The sequence below is a fragment of the Cellulosimicrobium sp. NPDC055967 genome (assembly GCF_042269845.1).
GTDB lineage: Bacteria > Actinomycetota > Actinomycetes > Actinomycetales > Cellulomonadaceae > Cellulosimicrobium.
In genome coordinates this window covers 30381-44359 of sequence record NZ_JBHJYJ010000020.1, presented here as the reverse complement: position 1 = coordinate 44359, position 13979 = coordinate 30381, and the positions used below count along the sequence as shown (strand labels likewise).

General features: G+C 75.1%; 10 protein-coding genes. 3 read left to right on the top strand and 7 right to left on the bottom strand.

Annotated features, from left to right (window positions below; translation table 11 throughout):
- Positions 1-116: 116 nt before the first annotated feature.
- Entirely contained in the window at positions 117-4148 is a 4032-nt protein-coding gene (locus ACFC2L_RS18615) for a sigma-70 family RNA polymerase sigma factor (protein ID WP_375825828.1), read from the top strand.
- A gap of 48 nt (positions 4149-4196) precedes the next feature.
- On the opposite strand, the gene ACFC2L_RS18610 is transcribed toward ACFC2L_RS18615, so the two are convergent.
- The 3 genes from ACFC2L_RS18610 to upp all read right to left on the bottom strand — a co-directional run bounded on the left by ACFC2L_RS18610 (position 4197) and on the right by upp (position 6727).
- Positions 4197-4919 carry an NAD(P)-binding oxidoreductase gene (locus ACFC2L_RS18610; RefSeq protein ID WP_375825827.1) on the bottom strand — a complete coding sequence of 241 codons (723 nt, stop codon included), beginning with the start codon at positions 4917-4919 and terminating at the stop codon, positions 4197-4199.
- 161 nt (positions 4920-5080) lie between these two features.
- On the bottom strand, positions 5081-5764 hold the full coding sequence (locus ACFC2L_RS18605) for a winged helix-turn-helix domain-containing protein (protein WP_375825825.1): 684 nt from the start codon (positions 5762-5764) through the stop codon (positions 5081-5083).
- A gap of 327 nt (positions 5765-6091) precedes the next feature.
- Complete coding sequence (gene upp / locus ACFC2L_RS18600; protein WP_253054094.1) at positions 6092-6727, bottom strand: uracil phosphoribosyltransferase; 636 nt, start codon at positions 6725-6727, stop codon at positions 6092-6094.
- Between the two features lie 373 nt (positions 6728-7100).
- Here upp and ACFC2L_RS18595 point away from each other — a divergent pair, with 373 nt between their 5' ends.
- A complete protein-coding gene (locus ACFC2L_RS18595; RefSeq protein WP_087472561.1) occupies positions 7101-7532 on the top strand; it encodes a nucleoside deaminase in 432 nt (143 codons plus the stop codon).
- A 93-nt stretch (positions 7533-7625) separates the two neighbouring features.
- On the opposite strand, the gene ACFC2L_RS18590 is transcribed toward ACFC2L_RS18595, so the two are convergent.
- The 4 genes from ACFC2L_RS18590 to ACFC2L_RS18575 all read right to left on the bottom strand — a co-directional run bounded on the left by ACFC2L_RS18590 (position 7626) and on the right by ACFC2L_RS18575 (position 12955).
- Complete coding sequence (locus ACFC2L_RS18590; protein WP_375825849.1) at positions 7626-8450, bottom strand: NAD-dependent protein deacetylase; 825 nt, start codon at positions 8448-8450, stop codon at positions 7626-7628.
- 736 nt (positions 8451-9186) lie between these two features.
- Positions 9187-11277: a carbohydrate-binding domain-containing protein gene (locus tag ACFC2L_RS18585; protein ID WP_375825823.1), complete on the bottom strand. Its 2091-nt coding sequence runs from the start codon at positions 11275-11277 to the stop codon at positions 9187-9189.
- Positions 11277-12161, bottom strand: coding sequence for a polyphosphate polymerase domain-containing protein (locus ACFC2L_RS18580; protein ID WP_375825822.1), 885 nt, complete (start codon positions 12159-12161; stop codon positions 11277-11279). The genes ACFC2L_RS18585 and ACFC2L_RS18580 overlap by 1 nt, the downstream gene beginning before the upstream one ends.
- Entirely contained in the window at positions 12158-12955 is a 798-nt protein-coding gene (locus ACFC2L_RS18575; protein ID WP_375825821.1) for a DUF4956 domain-containing protein, read from the bottom strand. The genes ACFC2L_RS18580 and ACFC2L_RS18575 overlap by 4 nt, the downstream gene beginning before the upstream one ends.
- 183 nt (positions 12956-13138) lie before the next feature.
- Between ACFC2L_RS18575 and ACFC2L_RS18570 the strand changes: the two genes are divergently transcribed.
- A complete protein-coding gene (locus tag ACFC2L_RS18570) occupies positions 13139-13978 on the top strand; it encodes a siderophore-interacting protein (RefSeq protein WP_375825820.1) in 840 nt (279 codons plus the stop codon).
- Position 13979 lies beyond the last annotated feature (1 nt).

Below are 13979 nucleotides of genomic sequence, written 5' to 3'. Positions count from 1 at the left end.
GGGACGACTCCGGCCGTTACCGTTCCGTCGTCGGAAGCCCTCTGCCCCGAAGTTGGACGGGCGTCTACTATGGCCACCGTACGCCTCGGATCGGGGCGGTCTCCGGGGCGGGTGACATGACGCAGGCGCAGGAACGGGTGTGGAGCGAGGCGTTCAGCGACGCCGAGCTCATCACAGCCGTGCGCGAGGGCGACACCAGCGCCTACGGCGCGCTCTACGAGCGCCACGCCGCCGCGGCCCGGACGGTCGCGCGCCAGTACGTCCGCTCGACCGCCGACGCCGACGACGTCGTCTCCGACGCGTTCGCCCGCACGCTCTCCGTGCTGCAGGGCGGGGGCGGGCCCGACGTCACCTTCCGCGCCTACCTCTTCACCGTCGTCCGACGCCTCTCCTACGACCTCGTCAACGGTGCGCGCCGCACCCAGCCGACCGACGACGAGCGCACGTTCGAGACGGCGTTCGGCCCCATGGCGTCCACCGAGGACCCGACCCTCGAGGGGTTCGAGCGCTCGACGGTCACGCGCGCCTACCAGGACCTCCCCGAGCGGTGGCGCGCCGTGCTCTGGTACACCGAGGTCGAGAACCTCTCCCCGGCCGAGATCGCGCCGATCCTCGGGCTCACCGCGAACGGCGTCTCTGCGCTCGCCTACCGGGCGCGGGAGGGGCTGCGGCAGGCGTACCTCCAGCAGCACCTGACGTCCGTGCCCGCCGAGGAGTGCCGCACGGTCAACGCGCTCCTCGGGTCGTACGTGCGCGGCGGGCTCGCCAAGCGCGAGACGGCGCGCGTGGAGTCGCACCTCGAAGGCTGCGGCGAGTGCCGCGCGCTCGTGCTCGAGCTGGGCGACGTGTCGCACGGCATGCGCGCCGTCATCGCCCCGCTGGTCCTCGGCGTCGGTGCGCTCGGCCTCGTCGGCACGGCGCTCCCGACGGTCGGCGGCGCGGCCGTCGCCGGCGGCGTCGGTGCCGCCCTGCAGGGCGCGTCGAGCGGTGGCGCGGGATCCACCGGCGGTTCCGGTGCGGCCGGCGGGTCCGGCGGCGCGGGGGCGGGCGGTGGCGCCGGCACGGCCGGGACGAGCGCGGCGGGGACCGGCGCCGTCGGTGGCGCGGGTGCCGCCGCGAGCGCCACCGGTGGCACCGGCGCCGCGGTCGGGGCCGGCGCGGCGTCCGTCGGTGGGGCAGCGGCCGCGGCCGGTGGCGCCGCCGCGGGCAGCGGGGCGCTCGCCGCCGCGGGCGCCGGCGGGCTCGTCGCGCTCGTCACGTCCGCGCCGCTCGCTGCGGCCGCCGTCACGGTCGGTGTGCTCACGGTCGCCGGGCTCGGCGTCGCGGGTGCGCTCGGCGCGTTCTCGTCGGACCCGGCGCCCACCCCGACCTCGCAGTCCTCCCCGTCCCCGTCCGCGTCGTCCGCACCGACCACGGGGACCACGACGACGCCGGACCCCACCACCGACCCGACGTCGCCCACGAACATCCCGCCCGCCCCGACCGACCAGACCACCGCCGGGACGGGAGACACGACGGGGATCGGCGACGGGTCCACCGACGGCACCACGCCCGTCGGGTCGACGCCAGGCACGACCACGCCGGGCGGGTCCACCGACCCCGGCACGCCTGCGCCCACCGATCCCGGGGCCGGCACGCCCGGGCCGACCGACCCGGGCACGGGAACGCCCGAGCCCGCGCCGGCGGCCCTCGAGCTGTCGCTCGCCCCGGTCACGCTCGCGGCACGCGTCCCCGCGGACCTCGTCATCACCGCCTCGAACACCGGCGGTCGAGCGGCGGAGGAGGTACTCGTCGACCTCACGCTCCCGGCGGGCGTGTCGACCCCCGGCTCGTCGCTCGTCGCGCGCGGGACGGTCGTCGGCAGCCCCCTGTCCGCGGCCTCGCTCCCGTGCGGCAGCGCGGTGCCCCAGCCGGACGGGACGAGCCTGGTCACGTGCTCGGTCGGCATCCTCGACCCCGGAGAGAGCCAGGAGCTCGTCGTCCGCGTCGAGGCCGAGTCCGGGGGCGACTACCCGCCCTTCGCCGCGTCCGTGCGCGCCACCGGCATCCCGGCGAAGCCGTGGACCTTCCCGTCGGCACCTGTCCAGTACTACGGGCCGGAGGTCCGCGTCGTGGCGCCGTCCGACGGACTGCGGCTGGACAACCCGGGAGAGGGAGTCCTGCGCGTCGTGGTGCGCAACAGCGGCGACCAGCCGCTCGTCGAGCCGCGCCTCACCGTCGACCTCCCGTCCGGCGTGAGCCTCGCCGGCGGGTCCGCCGGCGTGTGGACGTGCACCACGGACGAGGGTCGGAGCGTGACGTGTGCCGCCCCCTCCGGCACGAGCCTCGCGCCCGGCACCGCGTCCACGGTCCCGCTGACGCTCGTCGCGAACCGTGACCGGGCGGTCGAGAAGGCCGTGGTCCGCCTGCGCGGGACGGCCCCGGACGCGCGAGCCGGGAGCGCGGACGCCTCGGTCGACGTGGCCCGGCCGTGGGACGGCGCGGCGTCCGGGGTCGACGGGGAGGGCCCGCGCGTGCAGTGCAGCGCCCGCGGTGAGGCTGGTACCGCGTCCGTGACGGTCCCCTTCACGAACCGCACGACGTACGGCGATCTGCGGGCAGCGCTCGTGGTCGGCGGTGCCACCCACGACGCCGTTCCGGTCGCCTCGGGCCGGAGCGTCGACCTGCGCAGCGGGACCGGGGGCTGGCTGCCCGCCGGGGACGCACGCGTCGTCCTGTCGACCACGGTGGCGGGGCAGCAGTTCACCCACGAGATCGTCGCCGGCGAGCACCCGGCGATCGACTGCTTCGACTGGAAGCCGGTCACGGGCGCGGCGAGGGCGACGGCGACCTGGGCGGTGGCGCCCGGGGCCGGCATCGGCACGTCCGTCGTGACCGGCACGTTCCACAACCCGTACGCCGTGACCACGCTCCGCGTCGGGATGTCGACGCCGCACGGCGACGCCGCACCGGTCGACGTGGCCCCGGGAGCGGACGCGACGTTCACCGTGGACGCGAAGGCGCTGTCCGTCCCGGCCGGGACGGCGACGTTCACCGCCGAGCGGGTGTCCCCCGCCGGGCCTGGTACGCACACCGTCGAGGCGGCGTACGACGCGGTGACGTACTCCCCGCGGTGGGCGCAGACCGCACATGTCGACGCGCTGTGGCAGGACGGGTCGGTCAAGCTTGTCGGCACGCTGACCAACGACTCGCCCGAGGCGGTCGACGCGCGGATGCTGGGCGGCGCCTACGGCGACTCCGGCCCTGTGCAGAAGATCGCGCCCTGGCAGACCGCCACGTTCACGATCGACACGCGGTCGCTCGACGTGAAGCCGGGCACGGTCTCGTTCCGCCAGTACCGGTCGGTGCTCGGCACCGGCTTCGCCGACTCCACGCTCACCGCGTCGCACCGCGGCGCGACGTACGTCCCGGACTGGTCGGCGACCCTCACGGCGGTGACGCAGTGCGCGGCCGGCGCGGACGGCGTCGTGCTGACCGTGGGGCTGCGCAACGACTCGGGCGAGACGACGCACGTCGTTGCGCACACCCCGTTCGGCGCGCGCGACCTCGGCGACGTGGCACCAGGCGGCAGCGCGAGCGCCGACATCGCCGCGGGAGCGCTCGCGGTGAAGGGCGGGACCGCCACGTTCGAGCTGTCCCGCACCGTCCTCGGGACGCCGTTCAGGCAGAAGATGACGGCGGGCTTCGAGGCACGCGACTGCGCGGTCGTCCAGCCTGCCGCGAGCCTCGTGCTGGGCGAGGCCACCTATGACGACGCGCGGGACCACTCGTACCGGTCGGTGTCGGTGGCGCTCGACAACTCGGCGTCCAACGTGCCTGTCACGTTCACGGTCAGCGGCCAGGCCAAGGGGTCGTGGTCGCTCGCGGCCGGCGAGCAGCGCACCGTCCCGCTGGGCGAGGCGCCCTGGTCCGGCGCGACGTACGTCGTGCACGCAGGGTCGTGGTCGCAGACCCTGAAGGTCGCTCCCTTCACTGCTGCGCCGCAGTGCTACGCGCCGTGGGAGTCCTGGACGGGCTACGACCACTCGGCCGAGGTCTCCTACGGCGGCTGGAACTACACCGCGCGCAACGGCAGCCTTTTCGTGCGGCCGGACCGCGACCCGTTCGGGCTCTTCTGGGAGCGCGGGTCGCGCTGCGGCGAGGGCTGACGGGGGCCGGTCGACCCGAGCGGCGACGCGACGGGTGAGGTGGTCCGACTACGGCAGGACGCCCTCGAGGGCGTCGTCGACGGGTGTGTCGCCGCCGACGAGGTCGAGGACGAGACCGGCGGTCCGCGGCTCGTGGAGGACCGCGGCGAGGACGAGCGCGACGTCGTCGCGCGTCACGTCCGAGCGCTCCCGGGCGGCGGCCCCGGGCTTGCGGCGCTTGCCGCGCGGCTTGTCCGTGTCCCCGACGGGCGCGAGCGCGACGAGGCCGACACCCGGGTCGTCGGTGAGGTGGCCCGGGCGCACGATGGTCCACGCGAGGTCGGCGCGGGCGCGCAGGTCGTCCTCGGCCGCCGCCTTGGCGCGCAGGTAGGCCCAGAACACGTCGTCGACGTCGTCGGGACGCTCGTCGGCACGCGCCGCCTCGACGCCGCGGGAGGAGACGAGGACGTAGCGTCCGACGCCTGCGCGCTCGGCGGCGTCGGCGAGCAGCGCCGCGCCCGCCCGGTCGACCGCGTCCTTGCGCGGTGCTCCGCTCCCGGGACCGGCGCCGGCCGCGAACACGACCGCGTCGACGCCCTCCAGCTCGAACGACACCGCGACGGCGTCGTCCTTCTCGAGGTCGATGAGCGCGACGTGCGCGCCCAGCTCGGTGAGGTCCGTGATCTGCGCGGCGGACCGCACGAAGGCGACGACGTCGTCGCCCCGTTCCACCAGGGCTCGGGCCAGGCGACGGCCGACCTGGCCGTGACCTCCCGCGATGACTGTGCGCATGGGCCGAACGTATCGCCGCGCGGGCGTCCGCGCCCGGTGAAGCGACGCCGCCCCGGAGCATCGGTGCCGGGGCGGCGGGTGCCCCGAGGGCGGGGTTGCGCTGCCGGGCACGCGGTCCCCCACGTACCCCCACGTCGACCGCGGCCCGGCAGCGCTGGTCCTCAGGCGGCGTCCCCCGTGCCGCCGAGGACGACGGGGGTCCGCGGGTCGAACCGGTAGCCGAGCCCGCGGACCGTGGTGATGACGTGCTCCAGCCCGAGCTTCTCGCGCAGGCGTCGCACGTGGACGTCGATGGTGCGGCTGCCCGCGGCGACCTCGTGGTCGGCCCACACGGTCTCGAGCAGCTCGGCCCGTGTCACGACGCGGTGCGTCGTGCGGGCGAGGTACGACAGGAGCTCGAGCTCCCGGTAGGTCAGACGTGCGGACCGGCCCTCGACCGTGACCGTGCGGCCTGCCGGGTCGATGACGACGCGCGGCACGGGGGACAGGGTCGCGAGCCGCTCGCGGAACGCCGCGATGTCCTGCACGGGCGACGACGTCGTGGTCGCGGGCTCGGCGAGGGCGAGGGCCGTGTACGTCTCGGCGCTGGGCAGCCAGTCGCGGGCGAGCTCGCCCAGGGCCTCGGCGAGCTCGACGAGCTGAGCCTGCGGCTGCTCGCCCGGTACGGCGTCGACGCCCACGTAGAGCACGAAGCCGGGGTTGCGTCGGGAGGCGGCGTCCGCGGTGACCGGGCGGGTCGGCGCGACCGCGGCGCGCGGCGCGGCGGGACGCTGCGGGGCGAGGGCCCGGGGCGCGGCGGCGCGGGCCGAGGTGCGGTGGGCGGGACGGGTAGCGGTGAGCGTCATGGGTGGCTCCGGGTGCGTCGGGCCGACGGCGTCGCCGGGGAACCGGCGGGTCGGCAGGGGTCGAGGGCTGAACCGAGGTGCGGGAGAGGGTTCAGGCCTGACAACAGACGCACATGACCGCGCCCGGGAGCGCGCCGGACGGCGCGCTGGCGGGACGGGTCGAGGTGCTCACGGGAGCGAGCATGGCAGTGCACGGCGCGGTACGCCAAGGGGAGCCCGGGAACTTCTCATCATGCGGACGTGCAGAGTCTCGCGTTCCGGGCGAGGGCGCCGACGGCGACCTTCGCGACGGGGGTCGGTCGCGCGCGTCCTCCCAGGTGGGAGGGGTCAGACGACGCCGTAGAGGCGGTCTCCGGCGTCGCCGAGACCCGGGACGATGTACGCCTTCTCGTTGAGGCGCTCGTCGACCGCCGCGACCACGAGCTGGACGTCCACGCGGTCGCCGACGGCGTTCTCCAGCACCTGGATCCCCTCGGGAGCCGCGAGCAGGCAGACCGCCGTGACGTCCCGCGCCCCGCGGGCGAAGACGTAGTCGATCGCCGCCACGAGCGTGCCGCCCGTCGCGAGCATCGGGTCCAGGAGGAACACGTGCCGACCCGTCAGGTCGTCGGGCAGGCGGTTCGCGTACGTGACCGCCTCGAGCGTCTCCTCGTCGCGCTGCATGCCGAGGAACCCGACCTCCGCCGTCGGCAGGAGGCGCGTCATGCCCTCGAGCATCCCCAGGCCCGCGCGCAGGATGGGGACGACCAGGGGGCGGGGCTCCGCGAGGCGCACGCCGATCGTCGTCGTCACCGGCGTCTCGATCTCGTGCGGCTCGACCCGCACGTCGCGCGTGGCCTCGTAGGCGAGCAGCGTGACCAGCTCGTCGACGAGCAGCCGGAACGTCGGGGACGCCGTCTCCTTGTTCCGCAGGACGGTCAGCTTGTGGGCCACGAGCGGGTGGTCGGCGACGTGCAGGCGCATGGCGACAACGGTATCCGACCGCGAGCCCTCCCGTACCGCCCGGTAACCGGCCGCCGTGCGCGAGTTGTCAGCGCCACACCGGTCTATAGCCTGGTGAGACGCTGACAGCTCTCCCCACAACCGAGGTGTCAGCACCTCGTCGCGGCATGGCGCGACGTGCCGCTGCCACCTCGGAGGTCCCGTGCCCGACGACGTCGCTCACCCCGGCGACCCTGCCCACCCGGGCGAGGGGTCGGCGTCGGGCACCGCAGGACCGAGCGGCGCGACGGCGGTCGGCGGCTCCCCGGAGCCGCGCGGGCTCGACCTGCCGTGGGCGGACGGGACGTTCCCGCCGGGCACGGTCGCGGGGCGCCGTCAGGTCTGGGACGCGCTCATGGGGCTCGCGCTGCACGAGGCGACCCACGCGCTCGCGAGCGACGACGTGCCCGTGGGGGCGCTCGTCGTCGGGCCGGACGGGCGGCTGCTGGGCGTGGGACGCAACCGGCGCGAGGAGACCGGCGACCCGACCGCGCACGCCGAGGTGCTCGCACTGCGGCAGGCCGCCGCGACGCTCGGGGAGTGGCGGCTCGAGGGCTGCACGCTCGTCGTCACGCTCGAGCCGTGCGTCATGTGCGCCGGGGCGCTCGTCCTCGCGCGCGTCGAACGGCTCGTGCTCGGTGCCTGGGACCCCAAGGCCGGTGCGACCGGTTCGGTCTGGGACCTCGTGCGCGACCAGCGTGCCAACCACGCCGTCGAGGTGGTCGGCGGCGTCCGCGAGGACGAGTGCGCCCGCCTCCTGCGCGCCTTCTTCGCCGCCCAGCGCTGACGCTGACCCCCGTCGAACACGACATGAGGGTCGTTCTCGAGCGGATGACGACCCTCATGTCGTGCTCGACGCGGGCTCGTGTCGTGCTCGGCGTCAGCGAGGGAGAGACTCCGCGAGCGTCGTCAGGGTCTCGGTGGTGCCGGCGTCGACCTTGAGCGTCGCGAGCGGGTCGCCGCGCGTCCAACCGCGGTTGACGATCACGACCGGCTTGCCCGCCTTCGCCGCGTACCGCACGAACCGCAGCCCGCTCATCACCGTCAGCGACGACCCCGCCACGAGCAGCGCGTCGCCCGCGTCGACCATCGCGTACGCCCGCTCCACCCGCTCGCGCGGCACGTTCTCCCCGAAGTACACGATCTCCGGCTTGAGCACCCCGCCGCAGAACTCGCACGGTGCGGGCCGGAAGTGCGACGTCTGCTCGATCACCGCGTCCGCGTCCGGCGCGATCTCCACGTCCGCGACGTCACCGATGCTCTCGATGAACCCCGGGTTCAGCGCCGTCAGCCGGTCCGCAAGGTGCTCGCGCGAGATGACGCGCCCGCACTGCAGGCAGATCACGCGGTCGTAGCGGCCGTGCAGGTCGATGACGTTCCGGCTCCCCGCATCCTCGTGCAGCAGGTCCACGTTCTGCGTGATCAGCCCGACCAGCACCCCCGCGTCCTCCAGCCGCGCCAGCGCGCGGTGACCCGCGTTCGGCTGCGTGCGGTGCACGTGCTGCCAGCCCACGTGGTTGCGCGCCCAGTAGTGGCGCCGGAACGCCTCGTCCTGCACGAACTGCTGGTACGTCATCGGGTTGCGCGGCGGCGAGTCCGGACCGCGGTAGTCCGGGATGCCCGAGTCCGTCGACAGCCCCGCGCCCGTCAGCGCCGTGACCCGCAGCCCGCGTAGCAGCCGCACGGCGTCCTCGGCCGTCCCCAGTGGCGGCTCCGGCTCCGTGCCCGACGGCGGCGGCTGGCTCGGGCGCCACGCGAGCCGGGACGTCAGGGTCGGGACGGTCGACCGCGGCAGGTCCGCCGACGACGTCGCCACGTGCGCGGGGGAGGTGGTGGAGGGGTCGGTCGAGCGCGGGGGAGTCGGGTCGGTGGGCACGCCTCCCACCGTACGACGGCGCGCGAGGTAGAGCCGTGGTTCGTGTGTTCGACGGCGGTCTGGTCACCTTGGGTGGCGGGGTGGGTGGTGGTGCCGCGTCTACCATCCGCCGCTCGTTCCTCGCGGCTCCCGCCAGGCCCGACCACGACGCGGCACCACCACCCACGCCGCCCGGCGTCATCTCGCCCTGGTCTTCGTTCGCCTTGGGCGACCGCCTGCGGTGCAAGGCTTGTCCTCGCCTCGCCTCGCCTCGCCTCGCCTCGCCTCGCCTCGCCTGCTGTGCCGAAGGCTGCCGCAGTTCTGGCCGCGCCCGTCGGTCACGCCGTCGTGCGAGACGACGAGCTGACCGCGGGGGGCGATTGACCGTCGTCGTGCACGCGCCTGGCTGCGCTGGACCCAAGCACGGCACGACTGCTCGACCAGGGCTCTACCTCGCGCAACCAGGGTTCCACCGTGCATCCGAGGCTCCACCTTGCGCGACCAGGTGTCTACCTCGGCGGGCGGTGTGCTGCCCGGTGGCCGTGGTGGCCACCGGGCATGGCGGTCGGGTCCGGACGGCGTCGGGTCAGGACTCGGTGGTGCTGCCCTGGGTCGTGGCGCCGTCCCGGGTTCCCGGGCGGCCACCGGGGCGCCCGGCCATGCCGCTGCCCGTCCACTCGCCTGCGACGGCGGTCGTCGAGCCTGCGGGGGTCGTCACCGTGTAGGTCTCGCCGGTCGTCACGTCGGGTGAGGAGAAGACGACGTTCGCGGTGTCCTTGGTGACCGTGCGCTCGGTGAGGACGGTGCCGTCGGCGGTCGTGACGGTGACGGTGTCGCCGGCGCTCGCGGACACGTTCGCCGCGAGCCAGCCCTGCGTGGAGTCCGTGGACGGCACGACGACCATGCCCGCGCTGCCCGCCGCGACGAGCGAGCCGCCGCTGATCGTGAACGTGCCGTTGACGTCCAGAGCGCCGTTGCCGTCGTTCGTCGGTCCCTGGACGACGATCTCGCCGCCCGTGACGGTGAGCGAGCCGTTCGAGTCGATGCCGTCGCCGCCTGCGTCGACGGTGAGGGTGCCGCCGGAGATCGTCAGCGTCGAGCCGTCGTCGGTGTCCATGCCGCCACCCATGCCGCCGCCCGCGCCGCCGGGGCCGCCCTGGGGCATCTCGGCGCCGTCGGGGAGCTCGCCGCCCTGCGGGGGCTCGGGCATCTGGCCGTCGGCGGGCATCTCTGGCGGTGTGCCGCCGGCCGCGGCGCCGTCCGGGAGCTCCGGCATCGTGCCGTCCGCGGTCGTGCCGGGCGCGGTCCCGTCGGGCGCCGAGCCGGTCGAGCCGGTCGAGCCGTCGCCTCCGGTCGAGCCGTCGCTGCCGGTCGAGCCGTCGTCGCTGGTCGAGCCGCCGGTCGCGTCGTCGGTCGCGGTCGCTGTCTCGGCGGTCGTCGACCCCACGGTCGCGTTGAGGCCGTCGTCGCTCGCGGTGACGTCGAGGTCGCCGCCGGAGATCGTGATGGCCGCGCCCTCGATGCCCTCGACGGACGTCGTGACGGTGAGATCGCCGCCCGAGACGGTGACGTCGCCGTCGGCGTGGACGCCGTCGTCGCCGGACGACAGCTCGACGGTCCCGCCCGAGACGGAGACGGCGCCGTCGGAGTGCAGCGCGTCGTCGGCGGCATCCACGGTGACGGTCGCGTCGTCGCCGACCACGACGCCGACATCGCCCTGGAGGCCCTTCGCGGAGGCGTCCTCGGCGACGGTCGCGCCGGCGCCGCCCGCGGCGGTCACGGACAGCGTCCCGCCGGAGGCGACGACGTCGGTGACGGCCTGCACGCCGTCGTCGCCCGACGCGATGGTGATCGTCCCGCCACGCACGTCGACGAACCCGAGCGTCTCGTCGCCGTCCTCGGTCGACTTCAGCCCGTCCTTCGCGGCGGTGACGTCGAGCGTCCCGCCCGTGACGACGAGGTAGTCCTTGCCGCGGATCCCGTCGTCGCCCGCGTCGACGGTGAGGTCACCGCCCGCGACGACGAGCCCGTCCTTGGAGACGATGCCGTCGTTCGCGCGCGACGTCACGGTGAGCGCCCCGTCGCCGCCGATCACGAGGTCGGCCGTCGAGAACAGCGCGCCGTCGGGCTCGCCGTCGGCGTCCTGGCCGGAGTACGTCTCGGCGTCGGTGAGGCTGTTTGTCGACCCGACCGCCAGCACGACGGCGACCCTCTCCGCATCCTGCACGTTCACGGCGGCGTTCGTCGTCGCGGTGATGTCGGCGCCGTCGAGGACGAGGCGGACGAGCCCGTCCTCCGCGGTGTCCACGACGACCTGCCCCTCCAGCGTCCCGCTCAGCACGTACGTGCCGGGGGTGGTGATCGTGATGGTCGAGCCGTCGACGGTCACGCCGTCGCCGTCCGCCGAGGCGGTGTCGCCGTCCAGCGCGACGGTCACCGCGGAGGACTCGTCGTACGCGAGGTCGGCGTCGTCCACCGTCACCTCGGCGTTGTCCGCCCGGGCCTCGTCGGGGGTCAGCCCGGCGACGGCGTCGGACACGACGCTCGCGGTGGTCGTCGCGTTCGTGTCGGTCGAGGCGGTGTCCGTGGTCGCAGTGCTGCCCAGCACGGAGCAGCTCGCGAGGACGGCGGCCGCCGCGGCGGCGGTGAGGGTGGTCAGGGGTCGGCGGATGCGCATCAGAGGCTCCTGTCGTCGTGCCCGGGGGTGCGGGCAGGAAGGGTCGTGGTCCCCGGCGGCGCGGTCGCGGCGGGGGAGGGGGAGAAGTGGCGGCGGATCACGCGTCGCCACGGGCCGTCAGGGAGGTCGGGGCGCAGGAGCGCCAGACCGGTGCCGTACTTGGAGATCCGCTCGGGCCGGTGGCCGTGCCGCCACAGCAGGCGGTCGAGGTCCGACGGCGTGGAGCCGCCCTTGGTCTCGACGACCACCAGGTGCGGGACCCGCCACGTGAGCGGCGCGTGCGCGCCCGGTTGGTCGAGCTGCCACGTGAGGCCCGTGTCGACGGTGGCGCGCGCGGCGCCGTCGGCCCGGGGGAGCAGGAGGGTCGTGCGGCGGTACCGCGACACGAGGCCGGGCGCGAGCGCGTGCTCCGGCACGCCCTCGATGCCCTCGGCCGCGAGCGTCCGGCCCACGAACGTGCGGTCGGCGCCGAGCGCCGTCGGGCACCCTTCGTGTGCGACGCGCTGCTTGAGCGTCGTGCCGCGCGCGGCCCGGGTCTTGACCTCGAGGAAGCTCGCGCCCGAGTCCAGGTAGGTCCGGGTGCGGACCTTGAACCGCCGACGGCGGCGCGTCGCCGTGAGGCGGAACGACGCGAGGTCGGGGGTGTCGAAGTACACCGACTCGTACGCCGAGCTGCGCGCGCCGTCGATCTCCAGGACGCGGGCGGGTGCGGTCCGGGCGAGAGCGTCGAGCACCGTCACCGCGTCGTCGACCGGCAGGACGTACTTGCGGTCGACCCGGGTGAGCAGCGCGGCAGCGTCCACGAGCTCGTCGAGGCCGACGCCGTCGAGCGGGTAGAGGACGGCGCGCACGCGGTCGTCGGCCGTCACGGTCCGGGGGCTCATGCGCGCACCTCGGTCCGCGCTGACCGGTCCTCCGACGCGGGCGTCGTGGCTGCTGTCAGACCCGGAGGGGTCGGCACGATCGCCTGGGCGACCGGCGCGAAAGGCGCCGCCTCACGCGGTGCTCGGAGTGCGCCGTCGGGCACGGGGAGCGATGACGATGACGCCGGAGCGGGCGCTGTCCTCGTCGCCCGACGGCCGGTGCGCGGCTCGGTGTAGCGGACGTCCACCCAGGTGGTGTCGTTGACGAGGTCGAGGCGCTGGACGCTCACGCCGCGGACCTCGGCGCCGAGGAGCTCCTCCAGGTAGCGGGTGAGCTCGGCGCGGTCGGTGAGGGCGCGGTCGACGACGACGCTCTGGCTCTGCGCCCGGCGCAGGACCCGCGGGTGGTCGACGACGGCCATCACGCCGACGACGAGCGCCGTGCCCGCGAGGGACAGCCAGCCGGTCGTCGCGCCGAGCCCGCCGAGGAGGCCCAGCGCGAGGGCCGCGAAGTAGTAGGCGACCTCCGTCTGGGAGAGCTCGGTCGAGCGGAGCCGGATGATCGACAGGACGCCGAAGAGCCCGAGCCCCAGCCCGGCGCCGACGCTGCTCGTCGCGAGCGTCGCCGCGACCGCGAGCACCCCCACGTTGACGCCGAGGTACGCGACCACGAGGTCGCGTCGCCGGTGCCGGGGGAAGTAGAGGCCGAACGCGAGGACGGTGACCGCGACGAGGTCGACGAGGTACAGGACGGGCTGGGACACGAGGCCTCCGGGTGCCGGGGCGCTGGGCGCCGTGGTCGAGGACGTTCCCATTCCGCCGGGCGATCCTGTGCGGTCGCTGTGGAGGGCGCAGGCCGCGTGTATGAGTCCCGTTCCGCGGGGCATCGCGTCGAGGTCACGCGGGCCGCCACGGCGCTCGCGGCCTCGTGACCGGGGTCACGGCGTAGGCACAGGCCGTGATGTTAGCCTCACCTAAGTCACCGACGAGAGGTTGTCATGTCGACCACCACCGCGCCCGCGCCGCGGCGCGCCCGCCCCCAGACCGTCCTCGAGGTCCTCGAGACCACGTGGCTCTCCCCGCACCTCGTCCGGGTCGTGGCCGGAGGCGACGGGTTCGCCGCGTTCACCACCAACGAGCACAGCGACAAGTACGTCAAGATCATCTTCGCCAAGCCCGAGCTCGGGCTCGAGCCGCCCTACGACCTCGCGGCGCTGCGCGAGACGCTCGCGCCCGAGGACCTGCCCGTGACCCGCACGTACACCGTCCGGTGGGTCGACGAGGAGGCGCAGCGCCTCGCGATCGACTTCGTCGTGCACGGCGACGAGGGCCTCGCCGGGCCGTGGGCCGCGCGCGCGACGCCGGGCGACCGCATCGTCTTCTCCGGTCCCGGCGGCGGGTACGCGCCCGACCCCGACGCCGACTGGCACCTGCTCGCCGGCGACGACTCCGCGCTCCCCGCGGTCGCCGCCGCGCTCGAGGCCATGCCGCGCGACGCCGTCGGGCACGCCGTGCTGGAGGTCGGCACCGAGGCGGACCGGCTCCCGCTCGAGGCGCCCGACGGCGTCGAGGTCACCTGGGTGCTGCGCGGCGACGCGCCCGCCGGGACGACGACGCTCCTGCCCGACGCCGTCGCCGACCTCGCGTGGCGCGAGGGCCGCGTGCACGTCTTCGCGCACGGCGAGCGCGAGGCCATGAAGGCCCTCCGCCGCGTGTTCGCGGAGCGGGGCGTCCCGCGCGCCGACCTGTCGCTCTCCGGCTACTGGGCCTACGGCCGCGCGGAGGACCGCTTCCAGGCAGAGAAGCGCGAGCCCGTCGGCAAGATCTTCGAGGACTGAG